This is a genomic window from Marinomonas sp. 63XJN7_9_ISO-PGPR-S23-217 (assembly GCF_056173515.1).
Window position 1 is genome coordinate 549,920 of the sequence record NZ_CM149678.1, and the last position, 21,133, is coordinate 571,052.

19 protein-coding genes and 1 pseudogene are annotated in these 21,133 nt (G+C 44.8%); 14 read left to right on the forward strand and 6 right to left on the reverse strand.

Translation table 11 applies throughout. The features are described from left to right. Positions 1 to 233: 233 nt before the first annotated feature. From AC0VYI_RS02475 to AC0VYI_RS02515, 9 genes are all read left to right on the forward strand, one after another. Complete coding sequence (locus tag AC0VYI_RS02475; protein WP_475447120.1) at positions 234 to 3,461, forward strand: ATP-binding protein; 3,228 nt, start codon at positions 234 to 236, stop codon at positions 3,459 to 3,461. Positions 3,462 to 3,474: 13 nt separating this feature from the next. Next, positions 3,475 to 3,825: an Hpt domain-containing protein gene (locus AC0VYI_RS02480; RefSeq protein WP_475447122.1), complete on the forward strand. Its 351-nt coding sequence runs from the start codon at positions 3,475 to 3,477 to the stop codon at positions 3,823 to 3,825. A 181-nt stretch (positions 3,826 to 4,006) separates the two neighbouring features. Next, positions 4,007 to 5,311, forward strand: a complete 1,305-nt coding sequence (gene ugpB / locus AC0VYI_RS02485; RefSeq protein WP_475447124.1) for a sn-glycerol-3-phosphate ABC transporter substrate-binding protein UgpB — start codon at positions 4,007 to 4,009, stop codon at positions 5,309 to 5,311. Positions 5,312 to 5,397: 86 nt separating this feature from the next. Further along, entirely contained in the window at positions 5,398 to 6,273 is an 876-nt protein-coding gene (ugpA, locus tag AC0VYI_RS02490) for a sn-glycerol-3-phosphate ABC transporter permease UgpA (RefSeq protein WP_199476645.1), read from the forward strand. Then, on the forward strand, positions 6,273 to 7,118 hold the full coding sequence (gene ugpE / locus AC0VYI_RS02495; RefSeq protein WP_199476644.1) for a sn-glycerol-3-phosphate ABC transporter permease UgpE: 846 nt from the start codon (positions 6,273 to 6,275) through the stop codon (positions 7,116 to 7,118). Before ugpA ends, ugpE begins: the two co-directional genes overlap by 1 nt. Before the next feature lie 3 nt (positions 7,119 to 7,121). After that, positions 7,122 to 8,198: a sn-glycerol-3-phosphate import ATP-binding protein UgpC gene (locus tag AC0VYI_RS02500; RefSeq protein WP_475447126.1), complete on the forward strand. Its 1,077-nt coding sequence runs from the start codon at positions 7,122 to 7,124 to the stop codon at positions 8,196 to 8,198. Between the two features lie 58 nt (positions 8,199 to 8,256). Beyond that, positions 8,257 to 9,003, forward strand: a complete 747-nt coding sequence (locus AC0VYI_RS02505) for a glycerophosphoryl diester phosphodiesterase (RefSeq protein ID WP_475447128.1) — start codon at positions 8,257 to 8,259, stop codon at positions 9,001 to 9,003. A 14-nt stretch (positions 9,004 to 9,017) separates the two neighbouring features. Further along, positions 9,018 to 9,812 (forward strand): HAD-IIB family hydrolase, encoded by a 795-nt coding sequence (locus AC0VYI_RS02510; protein WP_233407775.1) that lies wholly within the window; start codon positions 9,018 to 9,020, stop codon positions 9,810 to 9,812. Positions 9,813 to 9,990: 178 nt separating this feature from the next. Next, positions 9,991 to 10,386: a peptidoglycan-binding domain-containing protein gene (locus AC0VYI_RS02515; protein ID WP_199476640.1), complete on the forward strand. Its 396-nt coding sequence runs from the start codon at positions 9,991 to 9,993 to the stop codon at positions 10,384 to 10,386. Positions 10,387 to 10,413: 27 nt separating this feature from the next. On the opposite strand, the gene AC0VYI_RS02520 is transcribed toward AC0VYI_RS02515, so the two are convergent. Further along, entirely contained in the window at positions 10,414 to 11,355 is a 942-nt protein-coding gene (locus tag AC0VYI_RS02520) for a DUF808 domain-containing protein (RefSeq protein WP_475449768.1), read from the reverse strand. 296 nt (positions 11,356 to 11,651) lie between these two features. On the opposite strand from AC0VYI_RS02520, the gene AC0VYI_RS02525 reads away from it, so the two are divergent. From AC0VYI_RS02525 to AC0VYI_RS02535, 3 genes are all read left to right on the forward strand, one after another. After that, positions 11,652 to 12,845, forward strand: a complete 1,194-nt coding sequence (locus AC0VYI_RS02525; protein ID WP_475447130.1) for a GAK system CofD-like protein — start codon at positions 11,652 to 11,654, stop codon at positions 12,843 to 12,845. A 175-nt stretch (positions 12,846 to 13,020) separates the two neighbouring features. Then, complete coding sequence (locus tag AC0VYI_RS02530) at positions 13,021 to 14,031, forward strand: response regulator (RefSeq protein WP_475447132.1); 1,011 nt, start codon at positions 13,021 to 13,023, stop codon at positions 14,029 to 14,031. Positions 14,032 to 14,037: 6 nt separating this feature from the next. Continuing rightward, positions 14,038 to 14,997: a GGDEF domain-containing protein gene (locus AC0VYI_RS02535; RefSeq protein ID WP_475447134.1), complete on the forward strand. Its 960-nt coding sequence runs from the start codon at positions 14,038 to 14,040 to the stop codon at positions 14,995 to 14,997. Between the two features lie 107 nt (positions 14,998 to 15,104). Here the strand turns inward: AC0VYI_RS02535 and rimK are convergent, their stop codons facing one another. Then, positions 15,105 to 16,010, reverse strand: a complete 906-nt coding sequence (gene rimK / locus AC0VYI_RS02540; RefSeq protein WP_475449770.1) for a 30S ribosomal protein S6--L-glutamate ligase — start codon at positions 16,008 to 16,010, stop codon at positions 15,105 to 15,107. Positions 16,011 to 16,085: 75 nt separating this feature from the next. Beyond that, positions 16,086 to 16,490: pseudogene (locus AC0VYI_RS02545) on the reverse strand (ATP-dependent zinc protease family protein); the annotation flags it as partial. A 224-nt stretch (positions 16,491 to 16,714) separates the two neighbouring features. On the opposite strand from AC0VYI_RS02545, the gene AC0VYI_RS02550 reads away from it, so the two are divergent. Continuing rightward, on the forward strand, positions 16,715 to 17,629 hold the full coding sequence (locus AC0VYI_RS02550) for a D-hexose-6-phosphate mutarotase (protein WP_199476635.1): 915 nt from the start codon (positions 16,715 to 16,717) through the stop codon (positions 17,627 to 17,629). A 156-nt stretch (positions 17,630 to 17,785) separates the two neighbouring features. On the opposite strand, the gene AC0VYI_RS02555 is transcribed toward AC0VYI_RS02550, so the two are convergent. Next, positions 17,786 to 18,562: an exodeoxyribonuclease III gene (locus tag AC0VYI_RS02555; RefSeq protein WP_199476634.1), complete on the reverse strand. Its 777-nt coding sequence runs from the start codon at positions 18,560 to 18,562 to the stop codon at positions 17,786 to 17,788. A 114-nt stretch (positions 18,563 to 18,676) separates the two neighbouring features. Between AC0VYI_RS02555 and pyrE the strand changes: the two genes are divergently transcribed. After that, positions 18,677 to 19,324: an orotate phosphoribosyltransferase gene (pyrE, locus tag AC0VYI_RS02560; RefSeq protein ID WP_199476633.1), complete on the forward strand. Its 648-nt coding sequence runs from the start codon at positions 18,677 to 18,679 to the stop codon at positions 19,322 to 19,324. A gap of 60 nt (positions 19,325 to 19,384) precedes the next feature. On the opposite strand, the gene slmA is transcribed toward pyrE, so the two are convergent. Together slmA and argB are read right to left on the reverse strand one after the other, a co-directional pair. Beyond that, positions 19,385 to 19,978, reverse strand: a complete 594-nt coding sequence (slmA, locus tag AC0VYI_RS02565) for a nucleoid occlusion factor SlmA (RefSeq protein ID WP_199476632.1) — start codon at positions 19,976 to 19,978, stop codon at positions 19,385 to 19,387. Positions 19,979 to 20,051: 73 nt separating this feature from the next. After that, positions 20,052 to 20,963: an acetylglutamate kinase gene (gene argB / locus AC0VYI_RS02570; RefSeq protein WP_199476631.1), complete on the reverse strand. Its 912-nt coding sequence runs from the start codon at positions 20,961 to 20,963 to the stop codon at positions 20,052 to 20,054. Between the last annotated feature and the right edge of the window lie 170 nt (positions 20,964 to 21,133).

Here is a 21,133-nt window from a genome sequence, read left to right on the forward strand (position 1 = left end):
CCTTCAGCAAATGCTTATCTTGCTTTATCGGCGGGTAAGCATTTCGTGTTTTTATGATTCGATGTGTTTGCAGTTATAGCTCATTATTTTCATTACATAATGTAACGATTATCTGGGTCATGAGTAAGATTCTTTGGCTATTCTTAGCATAAAGACAGCCGATCCGTTTGACCCGGAGATAACCTATCTACGCTTTTTAGTTTAAAGACCTCCTCTTGATAAATTGGTGCATTATGTTTAAAGGAATAGTCATTGTTGTTGTCACTGCGCTAATGTACTGGGCTCTGGGGATATTGGGCTTAATGGCTGCTATTCCGCCAGGCTATGCAACCATTATTTGGCCCGCTTCGGGTTTGGCTTTAGTTGCTGCGATGTTCTTTCCGCGAGCAGGCCTATGCGGCGTGTTTCTCGGTTCATTTCTCGTGAATGTGTCCGCCACTTGGTACAACCTCCATCTATTTGCTGTGTTGTTGCCTGCTGTCATCGCATGTGGGGCGGCTCTTCAGGCGGCAGTTGGTGCTTGGTTAGTACGTCGTTATGTGGGGATTCCGTTCGCCTTTCACCGAGTGGATTTGGTGTTGCGCTTTGTCTTTTTAGCTTGTGTTTTGTCCACTCTGATTGGCGCTACGGTCGGTTCTTCCGCCCTATTGTATTTTAATATCATCACCTGGGACGGTTTTTGGCTTAACTGGGTTGGTTGGTGGGTGGGGGACTCCATTGGAGCGCTGGTCATCGTGCCTTGGTTTGCTGTGCTATTTCCCCGTTATTTTGGTAATCATTTTCAGCATCAGTTCAGTTTGATGGGAGGGCTGATTTTTATTCTCATTTTGACGTTTGGGGTGTCGTTTGGGGTGAGTGAGTTTGAAGAGAATAAGCAGGCTAAGGAGTTTCGGGTAAATGCTGAATTATTAGAAATCTCTTTAAATAACCGGATAAAAAACAGTGTCGATTTGCTTTATGGGGTAGCGGGATTTGTACGAGGCAGTGAAGAAGTGTCGTCTAAAGAGTTCGACAAATATGCATTGAGTGCGATGTCCCGAGATAACTCTTTTTTAGGGGTTTCTGTCAACTATGTGGTGGATGGCCTGTCGATACCTGCCTTTGAACATAATATTCAAAAGAGTTACCCCCATTTAGAGTTTCGAGTTAAAGAAAGGGATTCATCGGGGAAGTTGGTGAATGTTACTCCTCGAAAACGCCATATTGTGGTCACGTTTGTGGTGCCCAGAGAGAAAAATAAAGCCGCGATTGGCTATGATGTTTATTCCCAAGAAAGTAGGCGAAAGGCGATTGATAAGTCCATTGAGCTAAAACAAGCCTACCCAACTGATCCGATCAATCTGGTTCAAGGGAGTAAGGGGGTCTTACTGTTTTTACCATTTTTTAACGATGAGACCGGGAAGGTTTTGGGTATGGCGACGGCAGTCATAGGGCTAGATATGTTAACTAAGGAGATAGTTAATAGAGGGTTGTTGCCAAATACCCAGTTATATCTAGTGGATATGCATGGGGCTGGCGATTCACCTGTTTTGGTGACGCAAAGCGAATCGGCCGATTTGTCTGTTGCCACTTTAATATCGCGTTTTAACAAGGGGGACTTTGGGCAGGCGGTTGCCTATGATGTGAAAGTCGGCGAAAAGCGTTGGCGTTTATTTCAGGTGAGTGAGAGCCGTTTTTATAAGCAGCCTTGGGGTGTGCAGTTTGTGTTGGTATGTGGTTTCTTGGTGGCGGGTATTCTGGTTTGGTTTTTGCTGATGGTCAGTAGTCAGATGTCTGAAATTGAGAGCCTGGTACGTCGTCGCACACAGGATCTTTTAGAAGCAAACCGGTCACTTAGGGCATCAGAGTTAGCGCATAGTAAAGCGAAGCATGAGGCTGAAGAAGCCAATCAGGCAAAGAGTCTGTTTTTAGCGAATATGAGTCATGAAATTCGTACGCCGCTCAATGGCGTCATTGGTTGTCTCTCTTTAATGATGAGCACGGATTTGCGTCCTGAACAAAAAAATCTGGCGAATTTGTCGCGCCAAAGTGCGGAAGCATTATTGGAATTGATCAATGATATATTGGATTTATCTAAGATCGAAAGTGGCAGTATTGTGTTGGATGAGGAGTTATTCAACCTAAGAGAGCTAGTGGAAGAAGTGAGTCAGCTGTTGGTCTTCAGGGCGCAGGAGAAAAACATCGAATTTAATGTGCCAGCGGTTTTTATTCCTCAAGTGTCTATCTTGGCGGATCGATTACGGATCAAGCAAGTGCTTATGAATTTATTGGGTAATGCCATTAAATTTACCTCGCAGGGTGAGGTGAATTTGTTTATCCATGTTGATCCTCTAATAAACAGTGGTACCTGTGAGTTAAGCGTTAAAGTGTCTGATACTGGTATAGGTATCAATCAAGCCCTGAAAAAGAACTTATTCCAACGCTTTAAACAGGCAGATAATTCGACCACTCGAAAATTTGGTGGGACGGGCTTAGGCTTAGCCATCAGTAAAAGTATTGTTGAATTAATGGGCGGAAGCATTGGTGTCGACTCGGAAGAAGGTAAAGGCTCTACGTTTTGGTTTAAAGTGACCGTGCCGTTTGAGTGTCAAGAAAAGGAGAATGACACGGCTTTCCATGCGTATTCGGCGGTATTGGTGTATCACAATGACGTGGGGCGTGATTACGTTGCATCATTAGTCCAGAACATAGGACTAGATGTGACAGTGTTTAATTCCCTCGTGTCATGGTTAGACGATGAGGTAGCTGAGACTGGGCAGACTGTGTACACGGAAAATAGGATTCTTTTGTTGGATGACTCTCTCTATGGACAAGCTTCTCAAGAGGATCAGGAAAAACTTAAGCAAGTATGTGCACAGAAAAAGTTGACCTGTGTTTTGTTGCTGAATTATTCCAAAGAAAGTCTCGAGTCTGATATGAAAGTGTTGCATAAGCCTGTATTTAACCATGAAATGCATCAAGTGCTGACACAAATACTGACTTCGCCATTGAAAGAGGAGGCGTCACATGAGCTATTAAGCTCGCCTCAAGAAGGTCCGACTAATGGCTGGCTTGATCAACCCCCAGAATTTAATGCCAAAATATTAGTAGTGGAAGATAATTTTACTAATCAAGTTGTTGCTCGTGGCTTGCTGGGTCGGTTAGGGATTGAGGTTGATATTGCCAATAATGGCGAAGAAGCGCTGACGATGTTGCAGTCTACTCATTACGATTTGATTTTTATGGATTGTCAGATGCCTATTATGGATGGGTATCAAGCGACGGGACGAATCCGTCAGTTAGATACAGGCAAAACAGCCAAAAATGTCCCCATTGTTGCCTTAAGTGCCAATGCGATGAAAGGGGATAAGTTAGTCTGCCTTGAGGCTGGGATGGATGATCATATTGCTAAGCCTATTGATAAAGATGAGTTGTTGGCTGTATTGGAAAAGTGGTTGCCACATGCAAAGATAAAAAAATAGGAGAGTCTAAGTCATGGTAGAAGCAAGGGTGTTTGATCTCGAAGATTTTAAAAATCGCATGGCGAGCAGTGATGAACTGATGGCGCTCGTCGCGGCTGAGTTTTTAAGAGAGGCGGCTTATTTGGTTTCCCAATTGGAAACGAGCATTCAAGCCGAAGATTGGCTGCAGGTGGCGCAAACTGCCCATCGTTTGAAAGGCGCCTGTGCTGAAGTGTCTGGGCAGGCGATGACGCAAGATGCCAGAGCGATTGAGTTTGCCGCTAAGGAAGATAATACTTCTGCGATCCCAGAGTTTTACTTGACGTTAGAATCTCATTATGGCGCTTTAAGAGAGGAATTATCGACAATTTTATTGTTGAAGTGAAACAAGCTTGTTACTGCTTTTTATGAGCTTTTTTATTGAATATGTTTATTTTTTTGTGATTTTTCATTGTTTTTTAAAAAATTTGGTTTGTGAAATAAAAGTGTTTGTCATATAACGGAAATAATTAGCCTCTATTTTGTTTGCAAACTTTAAACAAACCAATGGTGTGAGGAATCATGAAATGCGTAAATTAACGCTAGCAATGGCCGTTTTAGGCCTGTCTCTTTCTGGTTCGAGCTTTGCGACTACGGAGATCCAATGGTGGCATGCGATGGGTGGTGCTAACGGGGAAGAACTCAATAAGATTGTTAAAGAATTTAACGATTCTCAAGATAAGTACAAAGTCGACCCAGTGTTTAAAGGGAATTACACGGAAACCATGACTTCTGCTATCGCGGCATTTCGTGCCCATAAGCAACCTGCCATTGTGCAAGTTTTTGAAGTGGGCACGGCCAGTATGATGGCGGCGAAAGGCGCTATTTACCCTGTCTATAAATTGATGAAAGACACCCACGAGCCGTTCAATCCGAAAGATTACCTCAGTTCTGTCACTGGCTATTACTCCGACTTACAAGGCAATATGTTGTCGATGCCGTTTAACAGTTCAACACCTGTTCTTTACTACAATAAAGACATGTTTAAAAAAGCAGGCATTAGTTCACCACCAAAAACTTGGGAAGAAGTGGCTGCTGACTCTAAAAAGCTGTTAGCAAGCGGGGCTAAATGTGGTTTCACCACTGGCTGGCAATCTTGGGTGCAACTAGAAAACCTCAGTGCTCGACATAATGTTCCTTTTGCCTCAAACGACGATGGTTTTTCAGGCATAAAAGGCACCAAGTTATTGTTCAATGGTCCCCTTCAAGTGATGCACATCACCAAAATGCACGAATGGCAAAAGAGCGGTATTTTTAGCTATGGTGGCCGTCGTAGTGACAGTGTGCCTATGTTTTATAGCCAACAGTGTGCCATGTATACAGGCTCCTCTTCTGCTTATGGTGGCATGGTGAAAAATGCGAAGTTTGACTTTGGTGTATCGTCTTTGCCTTACTGGGCGAGTGAAGTGAAAAAGCCGAATAATACCATTATCGGTGGGGCGTCATTATGGGTTCTTAGAGGCAAATCTCAAGAGCAGTACAAAGCGGTTGCTGCGTTTCTACACTTCTTGTCGACGCCAAAAATTCAAGCAGAATGGCACCAGTTTACGGGTTACTTGCCCATTACCCATGCTGCTTATGAGCTGACCAAGAAAGAAGGTTTCTACAAAACTCATCCTGGTACAGACGTAGCGGTATTACAGATGACGGCGAGTAAGCCAACGGTGAATTCTCGTGGGTTGCGCTTGGGTAATTTTGTGCAAATTCGTGATGTGATTAACAGTGCTCTGGAAAGTGTCTGGAGTGGCCAAGCAACACCGCAAGCAGCTCTGAATACTGCAGTAGAGCGTGGTGATGCCTTGCTACGTAAATTCGCAAGAGCGCATCAGTAAAGTAAATCTTACTCTACTGAGTGTTTGTCATCCCCATCGGCGAAAGTCGGTGGGGATGTTGATGTTTGAATTTGCCGAGCGATGCTATGTCTGTTTATTTTCCGCAAAAAAAGTTGCCCTACCTGCTGGTTTTACCCCAGCTCATCATTACTGCTATTTTCTTTCTGTGGCCAGCAGGTCAAGCGTTTAAACAAGCGTTTTATCGAGAAGATGCGTTTGGTTTAAGTCAGACCTTTATTGGTTTTGGAAACTTTATCGACCTTTTTCAAGACCCGCTTTATTACAAATCCATGGGGGTGACCATGGTATTTAGTTTTTCTGTTGCTTTTTTCGGTATTGCTATCGCTCTATGGTTAGCGGTGATGGCAGACCGTGTGATTCGCGGAAAAATGGTCTATCAAACCTTGTTGGTTTGGCCCTATGCCGTGGCCCCCGCCCTTGCTGGGGTACTCTGGTGGATTTTATTTGACCCCAATATCGGACCTATTGCGTTGTTTTTGGATCGTATTGGCATCCATTGGAATCACTTTTTAAATGGTGATCAGGCCATGATATTGGTGGTGATTGCGGCGACTTGGAAACAAATCAGTTACAACTTCTTATTTTTCTTAGCCGGTTTGCAAGCCATTCCGCGCTCTTTAATTGAAGCAGCCGCTATTGATGGAGCCAGTCCGTTTAAGCGGTTCTGGGATATCGTGTTTCCCTTGCTCTCACCCACTACCTTCTTTTTGTTAGTCGTGAATCTGGTTTATGCCTTTTTTGATACGTTTGGTGTGATTGATACCACGACTCAAGGTGGGCCAGATGGAAGTACCAATACCTTGGTGTATAAAGTGTTTAAAGACGGCTTTATCGGTTTGGACAGTGGTGGCTCGGCGGCTCAATCGATTGTGTTAATGGCTATTGTCGGCTTGATGACCGTGGTTCAGTTCCGTTTTATTGAGCGTAAGGTGCAATACTAATGATCGAAAATCGTCCTTGGCTCAAATTGTTTAGCCATTTTATTCTGATTGCTGGTGTGCTGATTGTAGCCTTGCCTGTATGGGTGGCGTTGGTCGGTTCGACGCAATCGGCAAGCAGCTTTGCTGACAGTGTGCCTTTGTGGTTTGGTGACCAAGGGGTTCAGAACTGGAGCCATGTGCTGTTTCATGCGGCAGGCAGTACCCTACAGATCCCTGTTTGGCACTTGTTGTTAAACTCGATGATTATGGCGTTGGGTATTACCTTTGGCAAAATCGCCATCTCGATGATTTCGGCCTATGCCATTGTGTTTTTTCGCTTTCCGTTTCGCTCGCTGATTTTCTGGGTGATCTTTATTACCTTGATGTTACCTGTGGAAGTGCGGATTGTGCCGACCTATCAAGTCATTGCCAATCTTAATATGTTGAATTCATACAGTGGTTTGATTCTCCCCATGATTGCCAGTGCTACAGCGACATTCCTGTTTCGTCAATGTTTTATGTCCATGCCTGGTGAGTTAGTGGAAGCGGCTCGTATTGATGGGGCTGGTCCGATTCGTTTCTTCTTCGATATTTTATTGCCCATGTCCCGAACCAATATCGCGGCCATGTTTGTGATTATGTTTATTTATGGGTGGAACCAATATCTATGGCCGTTGATCATTACCACAGACGATACTTATTACACCTTGGTGATGAGTATTAAGAATATGTTGTCTGTCCCAGATGGGGACATTGAGTGGAATAATGTAATGGTGACCACCCTATTGGCGATGATTCCCCCTGTGGCCGTGGTGGTTGGTATGCAAAAATTATTTGTAAAAGGCTTGGTTGACGCGGAGAAGTAAGCAATGACCGATTTAGTATTAAAGAACATTGGTAAAACCTACCCAAATGGTTACCAAGCGATTCCAAGTATCGATTTAAGCATTGAAGAAGGGGAATTCATCGTATTGGTTGGGCCATCGGGTTGTGGTAAGTCTACCTTGCTGCGCATGGTAGCGGGGCTTGAAACCATCACTCAGGGGGATTTGCTGATTAAGGGAAACCGCGTCAATGAGAAAGAGCCTGCAGACCGTGATATCGCCATGGTGTTCCAAAATTATGCTTTGTACCCTCATATGACCGTTCGGGCGAACATGGCCTATGGCCTTAAAAATCGAGGTGTCCCAAAAGAAGAGCGCGATACTAAGGTAAACAGTGTGGCGACTATGTTGGGGTTGGAAGAATTGCTGGATCGTAAGCCGAATCAGCTGTCTGGTGGGCAGCGTCAGCGTGTGGCGATGGGGCGCGCTATGGTGCGAGATCCTAAAGTCTTCTTGTTCGATGAGCCCTTATCTAACTTGGATGCGAAGCTTCGCGTACAAATGCGTGTTGAGATTCGTCAGTTACAACGCAAGCTGGCAACCACCACCTTGTATGTGACCCATGATCAGGTCGAGGCGATGACCTTGGCGGACCGTCTTGTCGTGTTAAATAAAGGGAAAGCTGAACAAATTGGCACGCCAATGGAACTGTATAATAAGCCCGCGTCGACCTTTGTTGCCGCTTTTATTGGGTCTCCAGCGATGAATTTATTAGACGCTGAGATGACTGAGGCTGGCATTAATCTGAATGAGTCGTTGGTGTTGCCATTCTCTCACGACTATCGCGGTAAAATGATTTGGGGCATTCGGCCTGAGCATTTAGTAGCGAGTGACGAGCAAAATGGTGATTTCGCTTTGCAAGTGCAGGCGGTAGAATCTCTCGGCGCAGAAACCTTGATTCACGGGGTGCTTGTGGGGAGTCAGCAAACTGATGGCTCAGCCGTGCCTTTGGTGGTGCGTTTGTCTGGCCCTCATTTGCCCGATATTGGGAGCCATCTTTGGTTCACTGCGCCAAGAGAAGATTGGCATCTATTTGATGCCAATACACAGCAACGATTATGATGCTTTCAGCGTGTCTTTAAGCGTCGTGCAATGAAGCCATTTTATCAGAGAGGGTCCAATGACAAGCCCAAAAAAAGATATTATTAACGCGAAAGTAATGGGACACCGTGGTGCGGCTCTGTTAGCGCCAGAAAATACCTTGGCGTCTATCCGTGCTGCTGCAGCGACAGGAGTGACGTGGGTAGAAATCGATGTGTATTTGATTGGTGAGGATGGTTTGATCATCTTTCATGATGATGAGTTGAGCCGTTGTACGAATGGTGCAGGGGTGACTCGTCAAGCATTGCCTGAATATGTCGCTGGATTGGATGCGGGTGGTTATTTCTCAGGGGCATTCCGAGGCGAAAAAGTGCCTACTCTGGTCGAAGCGTTAGAATGTATTCAGTCCCTTGGGTTAGGGTTGAACCTAGAGATCAAACACGATGAGTCCGATGTTGAGAACATTGTGCCACCGGTCTTGGCCGCTTTAGATGCACATTGGAAAGATAACGATAAGTTGTTGATTTCCAGTTTTAACCATGGGGCCTTGCTGCTATGTCATCAACTGGATAAGACACGCCATCTTGGTCAGTTGTATGGGCCGATCCCAGAGGATTGGCAGGCTCAGCTTGAAGCCATACAGGCCTACAGCTTGAACTGTGACTATCGGGCGTTAACACAAGAGAAGGCTCAGGCCATTAAAGGGGCTGGCTATCAATTGCTGTGTTATACCGCGAACGATATGGCATTGGTTGCCCAGCATTGGGAATGGGGAATGGATACCATTATTACGGATGATCCAACCCGTTTTGCGCCTTTGATGTGATTATGGAGAAGGTTTTGATCAAACCATTAGAAGCGCTGACGAAGAGCGATTGCCAAGCTGTCCGTTATATTCTCACCGATGTAGATGATACCTTGACTTGGGAAGGGCGATTGCCAACAGACAGTTTGGTTGCATTAGAGCAGTTAGCCTCTAGAGGTTTGACGGTTATTCCTGTTACAGGGGGGTGTGCGGGTTGGTCCGATATGATGGCGCGAACTTGGCCTGTGGCTGGGGTGATTAGTGAGGGAGGTGGTGTCTTTATTCGCAAAAAGAATCATGGCTCCCTTAGCTACCAGTTCTGGCAAGATGAAACGGTGATGGTGGCGCAGAAAACAGAAATACTTGCCATCGTGACATCGGTTCTAGATAGTTTTCCAGCGCTGCGTCTGGCTCGTGACCAAGCCTATCGCTTAACGGATGTGGCTATCGACTTTGCGCAAGAAGTAAGGCCGCCTGCTATCGAAGCGAAAGAGGCGTGTTTATTGGCATTGAAAGAGCTTGGACTAAATGCAAAAGCGAGTTCTATTCATATCAATGTCAGTGGCGAAGGGTATGATAAGTTTGCGATGGCAAAACGTGTTCTTAATCAGGAGTACAATGTCAGTGATGAGCGATTCGCTGCACAAGTGATGTACGTAGGAGATGCTCCCAATGATGAAAGTATGTTTGCACGTTTTCCCCTAAGTGTCGGGGTATCGAACATTGCAGAACACCTTCCTAGTATGACGCATGTCCCGCGTTTTCAAACGAATTTCCCTGGAGGGCTTGGTTTTGCTGAGCTGACTCAGCATTTATTATCCTTGCGTTAGGGCTGTCTTTTTCACTTTTTTTTAAGGTGAATAGTCAGTTTAGTGTATGGAATTTCAGTTTGTTGAAAGGAAAAATCAAACATATGCACTTCCTATATCTTAGTGTGATTCTTCATGTTATATAGTCGCCGCGTTTAGCGCATTTACAAAGAATCATTTATGTGTATAGGGAGTTGCCATGCGTTTATGTCTACCTGTTGTTTTGGCTACATGTTGTCTTGTTATTCCACAAGTTTACGCACAAGATGCGCAACCTGCTGGAACAAAATCGACTCCTGAAGTCAAAAAAGAAGTTACTCACAAAGCGGTTAGTTCTACATCAAAAGAGAAAACTGCTCATAAGTTGGTCGCTAAGAAACATCATAGCAAAGAAGTACTAGCTGCTCAAAAAGATCTGTTGACTTTGGGTTATAAAGAAGTCGGTCATGCAGATGGACTAATGGGACGCAAAACAATGGCTGCTGTAAAACAGTTCCAAAAAGACCATCATTTAAAAGTGACAGGTCATGTTAGCAAAGCACTTGTTCATGAGTTGGCGAATGCTGTTCATCTTAAAGCGAAAAAAGCAAGCTGATAAACGGATGCTCTAGTCTGATGTTTGTCAATGTGCTTCCTTCTTGCTAAAGAGGGAAGCCATGGCAATAGCCATTCCTCCTAATCCCAAGCCAATGAGAATATTAAACAAGACGGTTAGAGTGCTTGTTAACAAAGGCATGGAGAATAAGTCAACAGAATCGATCGTTTGTTCAATACCATGCAATAGAGGTAATCCGTGAACAAATATTCCTCCTCCAACCAAAAACATCGCCACGGTTCCTACCACCGTTAATAATCTAATAAGCCAAGGGGCACTTTGTAAAATCACACTCCCCGTCTTTTTAATAAGAGTGTGTTTGGATTTAAACAATGCGAGACCCATATCATCTAACCGCACAATTAGGCCCACTAAAGCGTAGACTCCAACTGTCACTAAAAACGCAATGACACTCACCACGAGAGCCTGAATTAAAATACTCTGATTTTCTACCGTGCCCAGCGCGATCACAATGATTTCAGCTGACAAGACGAAGTCTGTGCGAATAGCGCCCTTGACTTTGATTTTTTCTTGTTTCCTCAGTGCTTCTTCGTCTAGCTTGGCATCGGTTTGCTTGAGTTGTGCTGTAAGGCGACTCAAGACGATTTGCTGGTGGTTTTTCTTATCGCGGCGTTGTTTGATGCTATGCAGTACTTTTTCAGCGCCTTCATAACACAGATATAGGCCACCCAGCATCAGTATGGGTTGAATCAGCCAAGGTAGAAAGGCACTGACTGCTATTGCTAGGGGCACCAAAATGGCTTTGTTAACCAAGGAGCCTTTTGCAACAGCCCACACCACGGGCAGCTCTCTGTCTGCGCTAAAGCCTGATACCTGCTCTGCATTGAGGGCGAGATCATCTCCTAATACCCCCACGGTTTTCTTCGCAGCCACTTTCGATAGCACGGCGATGTCGTCAAGTAACGTGGTGATGTCATCCAGTAAAGCCAGTAATCCTATCGACATAATATGTCATCCATCTGGTTTCGAAGGTTGGCGTATTGTGCGTGAAAGCGCGACTAAAGCCAAACCTAGTATGTACTGTTCTTATCCTGTTTTTTTAGATACTTACTCTTTCGGTAAGTTTCACTTCTCTTTACTGTTTAATAGGAGCTGCGGCTAATAACTTGTGTATTTTAGGTTGAAGGTGGTCTATTCCTATGATGGCGCTGTGAAAGGCGGGCTTTGCAGGGTAAACTTTGAGCAGTTTCTGTCGTTATGAAGATAGGTAATGTTTCTAAAGACTGTTTAGCAAAGGGGATGTTATGTCCAGTACTTGTCGTATCTGGCGTCGTTTGCAGGTGCCAGATCCGGTTCGCATACACCGTTATGAAAGCTTGCCGGAACAGGGGCCAAAAGTCTTGTTCTTTAGTGGTGGCTCAGCGTTTAACAAAGCCAGTCGAGAGTTAAAGAAGTTCACCCATCACTCTATTCACTTGGTGACGCCCTTTGACTCGGGAGGAAGCTCTGCTCGTTTGCGTGCCGAATTTGATATGCCTGCTGTGGGCGATTTGCGCAGTCGTTTGATGGCGTTAGCGGACGAAACGGTGATGGGGCAGCCGGATGTGTATGCATTATTTACCCATCGTTTTGCGCAAACGGACAGTCTTGACGTTCTGGCTGAGCAGCTACAACAATTGGTGGATGGTCATCATCCTTTGATTGAGCCGATTCCCAATCCCATGCGCGCCTTAATTCAGACACAGCTAGCGGTCACGCAAGCGAAAATTAGCCCTGAGTTCGATCTGCGTGGGGCGAGTATTGGCAATCTTATTATGGCGGGGGGGTATCTGAATAATCAGCAACAGCTCGACCCGATCGTCTTTTTATTCTCGCGTATTGTAAAAACCTTAGGGGAAGTGAAAACCATCTTGGATTCGCCCTTTCATCTTGGTGTTGAGTTGGAAGATGGTAGTGTCATTTTAGGCCAGCACCGAATCACAGGTAAAGAACATGCCCATCTGAAGAGTCCGATTAAACATATTTGGTTAAATAAAGGGTTGCGAGGTGTGGTGCCGATTAATCGTCAGATTGCCGATGATCGACGTGATATGATCGCCACAGCCGATCTGATTTGTTATCCGCCGGGTAGTTTTTACAGTAGCTTGTTGGCCAACTTATTGCCAAAAGGTGTTGGGCTTTCCATTTGTGATAATCCCAATCCTAAGGTATATATTCCCAATTTGGGTGTTGATCCAGAGCAAATTGGCTTGTCCTTAATGGGGCAAGTAGCGCGTTTGCTTTCTGTTATCCAGTGCGATCTTGATGGCCAGTCTGTCAGTAACACGTTTTCTGCATTAGATTATCTTTTGTTGGATGATTCCTATGATTATGGAGTGCTTGATATTGAGGAATTGTCTCGGCTTGGTGTTCAGGTAATCAAAACCCCTTTGATTCGACATAAGGTGGATCGCTATGACGAGGCGCTCATCGTGAAGGCGCTCCTGTCATTAACTTGATCTTATTAACATAACTCCACTATATTCACGAGTCGATTGAGTTAAAATTACAATTTATGTATTGAAAAGTCGTTAATTTAATATCAAACAAGTATGGATTGTCTTAGTGATGACGCTCGTTTTTGAAAATTGCTTTTATACTTGAATGGTATGGACTTCCAGGAAGAATGTATTAATGAGTACCCGTGTACTGATATGTGATGATTCTAGCATCGCAAGACGACAACTCGCTAAGGCCTTGCCGGCTGATTGGGATATCCAAGTAGATTACGCAGCGAATGGGCAGGAGGCGTTAGATATCATCACCTCAAAGCCGATTGATGTGTTGTTTCTCGATTTGAATATGCCTGTCAAAGATGGCTATCAAACCCTTGAGGCGCTACAGCATGTGCCTCAAGCCCCTCATGTCTTTGTTGTGTCGGGTGACGTGCAGCCAAAAGCCGTCCAGAGAGTCAAAGACTTAGGGGCAAGTGAATTTCATAAAAAGCCCATTAGACCGGAAGTGATGCGTCAGTCTTTATTGGCGCTGAACTTAATGGTTAGTGACGAAACGGCTGCGCCGCATTCTATCCCTAGCGACTTTGATTTAGATAAGTTTTCTGTTTCGGACTGTCTGCAAGAGGTGTCAAATGTAGCAATGGGGCGCGCCGCGAGTGTGCTAGCGGATATGCTTAATGTTTTTATCAAGCTGCCCGTTCCTTCTGTTCACATTCTCGAAGTCAGCGAGTTGCAGATGGCGCTTGATTATACTAACCGAGGCGCGAGCTTTTCAGCGGTATCACAAGGGTTTGTTGGGGCTGGTGTGGCGCTGGAAGCCTTGTTGATTTTTAATGATGCCAGTTTTTCGGACATGGCAAAATTACTGGGTGCCTCTGGAAGCGTTGAGAATACAAAAGAAATTGAGCTTTTAATGGATGTGGCGTCGGTGCTTGTTGGACCTTATATGGACGCGCTGGGTAAGCAGATGGACATTGATTTTAGTTATGGGCATCCAGCTTTGCTTGGTCAGCATGTTAAAATGGACAGTTTAATTAGCGCAAAGAAAGCCCAGTGGAAGCGTACACTAACGGTAGAAATTGTTTATGAAGTGGAGAATTACGATATTTGCTGTGACTTGTTGCTGTTATTTACCGAAGACTCGGTACCGGTTTTAGAGAAACGTTTGTCTTATTTGGTTGAGGATTGAGTGAGTATGCAACGTCATACAGAAGAGATAATGGAGTTGCACTGGCTATTTGATATGCTCAACCATATTGACCTTGGTCTTGTTGTGATCAATAAGCATTATCAAATTACACTGTGGAACAGCTTTATGGAAAACCATAGTGGTAAAAGTTCAACTTCCGCTAAGGGACAGGATTTCTTTGAGCTCTTTCCTTCCATCGATAAAGCATGGTTGAAGCGTAAAATCGATAATGTATTTGGCTTGCGCACGTCTGTTTTTATCTCTTGGGAGCAATGTCCGCATTTATTTCCCTTTAAAAGTTATCGCCCTATTACTGGGCTTGCCGAGAAAATGTACCAGAATATAACGTTACGTCCGTTAACGAATGCAGATGGGACATTAGAATATGCGTGTATTGCAGTTTATGATGTGACGGATGTGGCGAGTAATAGAATGGCGTTGTCCTCTGCCAATCGTCAGCTGGAGCAGCTTAGTAAGATTGATCCATTAACTGAGCTAAACAATCGCAGTGGTTTGGAAAAGGCGCTGGAGTTGACCTTTAATTCTTTTTTGAAAAAAGGCACAGGACCACACTCTTTGGTAATGATTGATTTGGATCACTTTAAGGATATTAATGACCAATACGGACATCTGGTAGGCGATCAAATTCTCAAAGATATTGCCGTCGAAATGATCGCCTCTACGCGACGGGGGGATTTTGTAGCGCGCTATGGCGGGGAGGAGTTTGTCATGCTGCTGCCAAACACTGATCAACAAAGTGCCAAATCTTTTTGCGAAAAGTTCCGTGAAAAAATTGCTACACGAGTGTTTAAAACCAAATCGGCGAGCATCAATGTCACGATTAGTTTAGGAATCGCTGAGCTTAACGAGAAAGATAGCAGTGCTTCTGCTTGGTTAAATCGGGCAGATCAAGCGTTGTATAAATCGAAACAAGCGGGTCGAAACCAATCCACGATATCCGCTTGATACGTGCTTTGACTTGTTTAAAGCTTCTATTTGCCTAAAACAAAATCCCAACCTCGCTTTCAGTCTACAAAAAATATTGTGCCCATCGCGTTTGATGGGCACGGTGTTTACTCGCTAGGTATGCACAGTTGCTTTTCGATTGCCATGATCATCTTGACGGCAATGTCTTCGTTGGTGGCTGTTTCGATACCTTGCAGGCCAGGTGAAGAATTGACCTCCAGGAGCAAGGGGCCTTTGTTTGAACGAATAAGGTCGACTCCCGCCACTTTTAAATCCATGGCTTTGGCTGCTTTGATTGCCAGTCGCTTTTCTTCCGCTGTGATTTTTACCAGCTCGGCCCGTCCTCCAAGATGAATGTTGGCACGAAACTCTCCGACAGCGGCGACCCGTTGAATGGAAGCCACCACTTTGCCGTCAATCACAAAGCAGCGTAAGTCTTTTCCGCTGGCTTCCTTAATAAATTCCTGAACCAAAATATTGGCATTGAGGCTCTTAAAGGCATTGATGACGCTGTCGGCGGCTTTACGGGTTTCAGCTAGTACAACGCCTTTACCCTGTGTTCCCTCTAATAATTTGACGATTAGAGGCGCGCCGCCAACCATATTGATTAGGTCATCGGTATCGAGTGGTGAGTTCGCAAAGCCCGTAGTGGGGATTTGTAAGCCATTATCCAGCAATAACTGTAGGGAACGTAACTTGTCACGGGATTTTGCAATCGCCATGGAGGTATTTAAGCAATACACGCCGAGTGATTCGAATTGGCGTAATAAGGTACAAGCGTAGAAGGTTTTGCTAGGGCGAATGCGTGGAATAATGGCATCCAAATCATTTAACAGACGACCACCACGGTAGTGAATTTCTGGTGTGGTCGCATCTAACTTCATATAACAATTTTTAATGTTTAAAAATTGAATTTCGTGACCACGAGATTCAGCGGCTTCCATAATGCGGCGATTGCTGTACAAATCTGGATTGCTTGCCAGTAAGCCAATTTTTAACCCCCCAGTGCGCATTTCAGGGGCTTTATATAAGTTTGCTAAATCGTTTTGACAGCGGTCTCCCAATAAGCAAGAACCTTCTGGGTCGACTAAAATACGACCATTCATTGCCTCGCGGCCCAGTAGCATACGATAGCCCATGCTGTCGCGATCGGTTAGCGTGACTTCTATTGCCCAAGATTTTTCGCCAATGGCTAGAGGAACTCGAATAACAGGGCGTTTTTCCTTATCGCCACTGGAACTTTTGATAACGCGATGGTCGATAATCGGGGCTTCACAGTGTACGGTGATTTTACGGTTTTCCTGTATCGGATGCACTTCAAAGCCTGCCCATTGGACACCGTCGCGAGTGAAAAAATGAATGTTGATCGCGTGAAGAGACGAGGTTTTTGCTCCAGAATCGATGCGAGCTTTTACCGCAGGGATATTGATGGATGGAAAGGCGCACCATTCCTCACTACCGATGACCATTTTTGGTTCATTAAATTGATTCATTGGCAAAACTCTTCATAGATTAACCTATTAGTATAAAAATTAGGCGTTTTTCCGTTATGAAAAAACGCCTATCGTTAGGCTGGTTTATAGCTTAAAAATGCTTTGAGGTTAAGTTTTAATTCCTTAAACTTTTACAAGCTAAATAGTCACCATAAGTGTAGGCTATTGTAATCGTCTACTGTCAGGATACTATGTGCATACCGGATTATCTAATGGAGTCATGAATGAATGGCCAACTAATACAAGAGTTGGAAGCGCTGGGTGGGGATTTATTACCTGCAAGCCTTAGAGAGTGTGATGAGATTGTCATTGATCAGCCAGAGTACCATGCTCGAATTGCATTGTGGGGCGGTCATTTAGTGAGCTTTGTGCCGGCAGGTCAGAAGGACTTGTTGTTCCAGTCTGCTAACCAAGGAAATCAAACGCGTTTTGGTCGCCGTCATTTTGGTGTGCCTGTTTGTTGGCCATGGTTTGGGGCCAATGAAAAACAATTGGATTACCCTGCTCATGGTTTGGCTCGTTATTTTCGTTGGCAATTTTCCGAAGCTGGACGCTTCAAAAATGGCGATGTAAAAATTGTACTGCGCCTTGCTTCTGAAGATCATCCTTTGTTAGAAGAAATGTGGCCTCAAGCGTTCGAATTACGTCAGGTATTTCGTTTTACAGGAGACGGTTTTAGTATCAATTTTTCTGCGGCTAATTTATCGGATAAGCCGATGGAGGTGACAGAAGCGTTGCATACCTATTTCCATGTGGGAGACAACCAGCAAGTTCAGGTTCGGGGGTTAGACGGCGTGTCATTTATCGATAAGCTTGATAATGGCGCTCGTAAAAAGCAAAGTGGTGTTGTGACACCATTCGAATGTTTAGACAGCGTGTATATTGATTCGCCTGACGAGTGTGTTATCGAGGATGCCAGCTTGGCGCGTAAGATTACCCTTCGTACCGAAGGTAGTCAAAGTACCGTGTTGTGGAACCCGGGCCCTGAATTAGCTAAAAAGCGCGCGGACATGGAAGACGAGGATTATCGACACTTTGTCTGTGTGGAAACCGCCAATGCATTAGATAATGGCTATCAGATTGCCTCAGGTGATATGCATCAACTTAGGTTATCGGTTACCGTGGAGACACTCAGCTAAGCTCAATCTAATGGGGCAGAGAGCAACATAGCTGACTTAGTGTGGCTCTTGTCATGCCATTAAAACATGTTATCCCATTAAAGCTCGCAGTCACCTTGTACTGCGGGCTTTTTGCTTATTTAGGGACTGGCTTTATGGAAGTGAAAACGAGTCAGATCAGTCGATATCGTATTCCATAATTAATGGCGCGTGATCGGAGAAACGTTGTCCTTTGTAGACGCTGCCTCCTTGGATGATGTTGCGTAGCCCTGGTGTGGTGATCTGATAGTCGAGTCGACCACCTTCATCCAGTTTCCAAGCTCGTTCATAATCAGGCCACCAAGTGTACTGCTTATCTTGTTTGTTCACTTGACGGAAGGCGTCAATGTATTCAAGTTCATTGAATATTTCGTTGATCCATTTGCGCTCTTCCGGCAAAAAGCCTGAGTTGCGCTGGTTGACGAACCAACTGCTGACATCAATCGGGGAGCGTGCAACATTGGCTGTCCCGCAAAAAATAAATTCGCGGCGCTTGCGGCGTGTTTTGATCAAGTGGTTTTTAAAGCCTTCCATAAAGCGATATTTGTGTTCTTGTAGTGCATCTTCATGATTTGAACCATGAGGAGTTAAGAACGTACCAATGCTCACTTTATCAAAGTCTGCTTGAATAAAGCGGCCTTCAAAGTCACATTCAGGAAAGCCCATGCCGGTCATAATGGCCTTAGGCATGGTTTTGCAATAAATAGCAACACCTGCTTGCTCTGGATTCTCGATGGAATCGAAGAAGTAGGTATTGAATTCTGGAGGAAAGAAAACGCTGTCATTGAGACTGCGTTCATCTGCTTGTATATCCTGTAGACATACAACGTCAGGGTTCTGACGAACCATCCATTCAAAAAAGCCGCGGTCGGCTGCTTGTTTTATACCGTTTACATTAAGGCTGATGACCTTCATTTCTGGTCCCTACAATTCCTAGCCGTGTGTTATATTAGCACCTATCCAAAGTTGGCATGGCTTCGCTCGTTCTTGGCGGCGCTTTGTTACATATTCAATCAATCTGGAGTCGGCATGAAACCTTACCAAAAAGACTTTATTGAGTTCGCCATTGAGCAAAACGTTTTGCGCTTTGGCGAGTTTACCCTTAAATCTGGCCGTGTTAGCCCTTACTTCTTTAATGCAGGCTTGTTTGCTTCTGGTCAAGCGCTGGCTAAGTTAGGACGCTTCTATGCTGCCGCGTTAATGGAAGCTAATGTCCCATTTGATGTTCTATTCGGCCCCGCTTACAAAGGGATTCCCCTAGCGACAACCACGGCAGTGGCTCTGTATGACCATCATAATGTGGACACACCATACGTCTTCAACCGTAAAGAAGCAAAAGATCACGGTGAAGGTGGTTCACTTGTTGGCGCTGAACTGGCTGGTAATGTCATGATTATCGATGACGTTATTACTGCCGGAACGGCTATTCGCGAAGTGATGACCATCATTAAAGAAGCCAATGCAACGCCTGCCGGTGTTCTGATTGCTTTAGATCGTCAAGAGCGTGGTCAAGGCGAGCTATCCGCAATCCAAGAAGTCGAACGGGACTTCCAAATGCCTGTTATCAGTATCGTGTCGCTTAATGACATCATGACGTATCTAGCAGAGCAGGATTCCCCAAGCTTTACTAAACACCTAGATGCCGTCAAGGCATACCGAGATCAATACGGTATCTAACCATCGATGAGGATCTTATTTGTGAGATCCTCACCTTTTATTTTAGCGATACCCTTTAGTTTAGCGATTTAGCATCAAATTTTGTGCCAATGTGGACCACTGTTCCGTCCACACACTGGTTGGTTTGACTTTAAAGTCGCTGCGTACATAGTGGCGAATCTTCCCTTCTATAATGGCGATCAAAAGATCGGCACAGGGGGCGACGCCCATAGCCGGGCGTAGGCCTTGTTTCAAATCCGCTTCACGCATGATTTGTTTTAGCTGCGTTTCGATTCGCTCAAATAATTGTGCGATGCGAATGCGCAGACGATCCGTTTCACCAGCAAGTACGTCTGCCGTTAACAGGCGACACATGCCTGGGTTATGTTCTGCAAAACCAAGTGTCAACGTCAGTATCATCTCAATACGAGTTAATACATCGGCTTCTCCTTGAACAATGCGATGGATACGAGTAAACAATGATTCTTCAATGAACTCGATCAAACCCTCAAACATTTTGGCTTTACTAGGGAAGTGGCGATAGAGCGCCGCTTCCGAGACACCAACTTGTTTTGCCAAGGCTGCAGTTGTTATGCGGGCTCCTGGGCTACTTTCAAGCATTTGTGCCAAAGCTTGTAATATTTGTGTGCGTCGATCACTTTTTTTTGTGCTCATTTGACCGTCCAGTATCAAACCCATTATTGTCGTTGAGTGCCTCTAATTGGGCAGGGTTGAGTGTGTACGTTGCTTATTCTTCGTCTTTCTTTGCGTTCGAGATCAGTGTGCCTACGCCTCTGTCTGTAAGTATTTCTAACAGTACAGCATGGGGCACGCGACCATCATTAATAATCGCGCTGGTGACGCCAGCATTGACCGCAGACAAAGCACAGCTGATCTTAGGCAACATACCACCGTAGATTGTTCCATCGGCAATGAGTGCATCAACTTGAGCAGTACTTAGCCCTGTGAGTACATTACCGTTTTTGTCCTGTACGCCAGAAATGTTGGTCAGCAGCATAAGTTTCTCCGCACCAACCGCTTCGGCCACTTTTCCTGCTACTAAATCGGCATTGATGTTGTAAGAATTGCCTTCAGCATCCACACCAATCGGTGCAATAACCGGAATCAAATCACTGTTTTCCAACACCTTTAAGACGCTGATGTCTATGCTAGCAACTTCACCAACATGGCCAATGTCTACCGGTTCTGGTGCACTCATACCTTCTGCTTGATGTTTTACAAACAGTTTTTTAGCCTGAATAAAGTGGCTGTCTTTACCTGTTAAGCCAATGGCTTTTCCGCCGGCTTGAGAGATCATACTGACAATGTCTTTATTGACTTGTCCGCCTAATACCATTTCAACCACATCCATGGTGGCCGAATCGGTGACACGCATGCCATTGATGAATTTTGATTCGATATTAAGCTTTTGCAGCATTTCACCGATTTGTGGGCCACCACCATGCACCACAATAGGGTTAATGCCAATGGCTTTCATCAATACAATATCGCGAGCGAAGCCAGCTTTGAGCTTTTCATCTGTCATGGCATTGCCGCCGTATTTTATAACGAGGGTTTTGCCTGCAAAACGCTGAATATAGGGCAGTGATTCACTTAATATATTAGCGACGTCTAAAGCGGATTCTCGCGAAAAAGCCACGTTCAACTTACTCCTGTCAGAAAAAGAGCCTATTGCTCCTGTGATCATCAAAATAGGGCGTGTATTTGTAAAGTGATTTGCCTTTTAAGGCTCTAGGCGAGTGTAAGCAACCACTTATGTATAAAATAATAACGTGAAGTTGACAGATTAACTATAGATTTTATCGGAAA

What these genes read in the sequence shown, in the direction of transcription:
- AC0VYI_RS02475 (WP_475447120.1), top strand. Translation starts at nt 234, where the DNA reads ATGTTTAAAGGAATAGTCATTGTTGTTGTCACTGCGCTAATGTACTGG.
- AC0VYI_RS02480 (WP_475447122.1), top strand. Translation starts at nt 3,475, where the DNA reads ATGGTAGAAGCAAGGGTGTTTGATCTCGAAGATTTTAAAAATCGCATG.
- ugpB (WP_475447124.1), top strand. Translation starts at nt 4,007, where the DNA reads ATGCGTAAATTAACGCTAGCAATGGCCGTTTTAGGCCTGTCTCTTTCT.
- ugpA (WP_199476645.1), top strand. Translation starts at nt 5,398, where the DNA reads ATGTCTGTTTATTTTCCGCAAAAAAAGTTGCCCTACCTGCTGGTTTTA.
- ugpE (WP_199476644.1), top strand. Translation starts at nt 6,273, where the DNA reads ATGATCGAAAATCGTCCTTGGCTCAAATTGTTTAGCCATTTTATTCTG.
- AC0VYI_RS02500 (WP_475447126.1), top strand. Translation starts at nt 7,122, where the DNA reads ATGACCGATTTAGTATTAAAGAACATTGGTAAAACCTACCCAAATGGT.
- AC0VYI_RS02505 (WP_475447128.1), top strand. Translation starts at nt 8,257, where the DNA reads ATGACAAGCCCAAAAAAAGATATTATTAACGCGAAAGTAATGGGACAC.
- AC0VYI_RS02515 (WP_199476640.1), top strand. Translation starts at nt 9,991, where the DNA reads ATGCGTTTATGTCTACCTGTTGTTTTGGCTACATGTTGTCTTGTTATT.
- AC0VYI_RS02525 (WP_475447130.1), top strand. Translation starts at nt 11,652, where the DNA reads ATGTCCAGTACTTGTCGTATCTGGCGTCGTTTGCAGGTGCCAGATCCG.
- AC0VYI_RS02530 (WP_475447132.1), top strand. Translation starts at nt 13,021, where the DNA reads ATGAGTACCCGTGTACTGATATGTGATGATTCTAGCATCGCAAGACGA.
- AC0VYI_RS02535 (WP_475447134.1), top strand. Translation starts at nt 14,038, where the DNA reads ATGCAACGTCATACAGAAGAGATAATGGAGTTGCACTGGCTATTTGAT.
- rimK (WP_475449770.1), bottom strand. Translation starts at nt 16,010, where the DNA reads ATGCGCACTGGGGGGTTAAAAATTGGCTTACTGGCAAGCAATCCAGAT.
- AC0VYI_RS02550 (WP_199476635.1), top strand. Translation starts at nt 16,715, where the DNA reads ATGAATGGCCAACTAATACAAGAGTTGGAAGCGCTGGGTGGGGATTTA.
- AC0VYI_RS02555 (WP_199476634.1), bottom strand. Translation starts at nt 18,562, where the DNA reads ATGAAGGTCATCAGCCTTAATGTAAACGGTATAAAACAAGCAGCCGAC.
- pyrE (WP_199476633.1), top strand. Translation starts at nt 18,677, where the DNA reads ATGAAACCTTACCAAAAAGACTTTATTGAGTTCGCCATTGAGCAAAAC.
- slmA (WP_199476632.1), bottom strand. Translation starts at nt 19,978, where the DNA reads ATGAGCACAAAAAAAAGTGATCGACGCACACAAATATTACAAGCTTTG.